Source organism: Aquiflexum sp., assembly GCF_977115555.1.
Map to the genome: position 1 here is coordinate 1 of NZ_CDSBKL010000557.1, position 2133 is coordinate 2133.

The window sequence follows — 2133 nt, forward strand, 5'->3', positions numbered from 1 at the left end:
AGAAACCTTAAAAAGGGTGAATGACAATGTTTTAAAAGGATTGCCGGGATCTGAGGAGGGATATACCATGGAACAGTTTCAGGCGGCTTTAGACTCTTACAAAGGAATCGGACATGCTGAATTGGAAAATAATCTGAGGTTGTTTTTGGATGAAATTCTTCCAACGGCCGAGAAAAATAATGTAAAAATGGCTATCCATCCCGATGATCCACCTTTTGATGTATTTGGTTTGCCTAGGGTAATGAGCACCGCCAAGGACATGAAAAGGCTCATTTCGGATAATAACAGCCCAAACAACGGCTTTACTTTTTGTACAGGTTCATATGGGGTACGGGCTGACAATGATTTGCCTGCTATGGTAGCCGAGTTTGGAGACCATATCCATTTTATCCACCTCAGGAGTACACGCCGAGATGTGGAAGGCAATTTTTATGAGGATGATCATTTGACCGGAGATGTTCCGATGGAGGCAGTCATCCACCAAATCTTACAAGTCCAACAAAGAAGAAAAATTGCGATTCCGATGCGTCCTGACCACGGGCATCAGATGTTGGATGATATCAAAAAACCTATTATTAATCCCGGATATACCGCCATCGGAAGGTTAAAGGGTTTGGCAGAAATCAGGGGCGTAGAAGCAGGATTGATTTATGCAGGAATCATAAAATAACCGGAAAAGGCACCATAAGAAATTACCTCCCCACCAACTCATCAATTATTTCATTTCTTCTGTTTCTGGACATGGGAATTCTTGTTTTTCCCATGTCTATTTCATTTCCTTCAATTCCCTTGACGTGGTTTTTGGAAATAATATAAGTCTTGTGAACCCTTAAAAATTTGTCAGATGGAAGGTTTTCCTCCATGCTTTTCATCGTCATCAGCGTAATCATTCTTCCTTCGCTTGTGTGTAGGGCCACATAATTTTCCATCCCTTCAATAAAAATGATATCCTTCAACAAAACCCTTTTGAGGATATTATCGACTTTTATAAATATGTCTTCTTTAGGAATAGAGGATTCTTTTGGGTTCTGTTTCAGTTGGAATAAATCTTTGGCTTTGTTTACGGCTTTCAAAAACCTGTCAAAAGGATAAGGTTTGACAAGGTAATCCACCACATCCAATTCAAAACCCTGCAGGGCATAATTGGGATAGGCAGTGGTAAGGATTACCATGGGTGGGGATTGGATGGATTTCAAAAAATCTATTCCCGTTATTTTGGGCATTTGGATATCCAAAAACATGAGATCAGGTTTTTCAATTTTCAGCACTTCATTGGCTTCAAGGGCGTTTTCGCAAGTCGCGCAAAGCTCTAGGGAATCAATTTCCCTGACATAGCTTTTGAGCCCTTCCCTTGCCAATGGTTCGTCCTCAACAATGATTGTCCTGATTTTCATATTACTTTATTTTGATTTTCAGCGTGACTTCGTAGCTGTCATTTTCTGACTTGGTTTCAATCCAATGAGATTTTGGATAAAGCAATTCAAGCCTCCTTTTGATGTTTACAAGTCCAATTCCCCCTGTATTTCTTACCTGATTTTTCTCTTTTGGTTCTGTGGTGTTATAAAAATAGGCCAAAAGAATACTGTTTTCCAACCGTATTTTGACCTTAACTGTATTGGGCCTGTCTGTATGCGTGGATAAATGTTTGAAGCAATTTTCCAAAAACGGGATCAAAACCAATGGTGCAATTGAAAAATCCTCAAGACCTTCACCTTCTTCAAAGGATAAATCAAGCCTTTCACCTTTTCGGATTTTTTCCAATTCAATATAGTTTTTGAGGTATTCCAACTCCTGTTGGATTTCTATTTTTTCTGCAGAAAAATCATAAAGTTGTGACCGTAATAAGCTTGAAAGTTTGATCAATGTCTCTGAAGCCAGTTCCGGATTAATCTTTATCAAAACATAGACACTGTTTATGGCATTGAAAAGGAAATGGGGATTGACCTGCGATTTCAGAAACTGAAGTTCACTTTCAAGTCTTTCTTTTTCTAACAATTCATTTTTGCGGTGCAGGTTTCGGGTATCAAAATATCCTTTGATGGCAAGCATTATTCCGCCTGCGAAAAAATTGGAAAAGAAGAATACAGAAATTATTTCATATGAAGATGCATTAAACAACTCTTTGAAAGAATT

General features: G+C 38.6%; 3 protein-coding genes. 1 reads left to right on the forward strand and 2 read right to left on the reverse strand.

What is annotated here, in order from left to right:
- Nucleotides 1-670: mannonate dehydratase (uxuA, locus tag ACZFYI_RS19530; protein WP_462525796.1), on the forward strand; the 670-nt coding region annotated here is incomplete at its 5' end.
- 22 nt (nucleotides 671-692) lie between these two features.
- On the opposite strand, the gene ACZFYI_RS19535 is transcribed toward uxuA, so the two are convergent.
- Nucleotides 693-1394 (reverse strand): LytR/AlgR family response regulator transcription factor, encoded by a 702-nt coding sequence (locus ACZFYI_RS19535; protein WP_462525797.1) that lies wholly within the window; start codon nucleotides 1392-1394, stop codon nucleotides 693-695.
- A 1-nt stretch (nucleotide 1395) separates the two neighbouring features.
- On the reverse strand, nucleotides 1396-2133 hold a 738-nt coding region (locus ACZFYI_RS19540; protein ID WP_462525798.1), incomplete at its 5' end, for a sensor histidine kinase.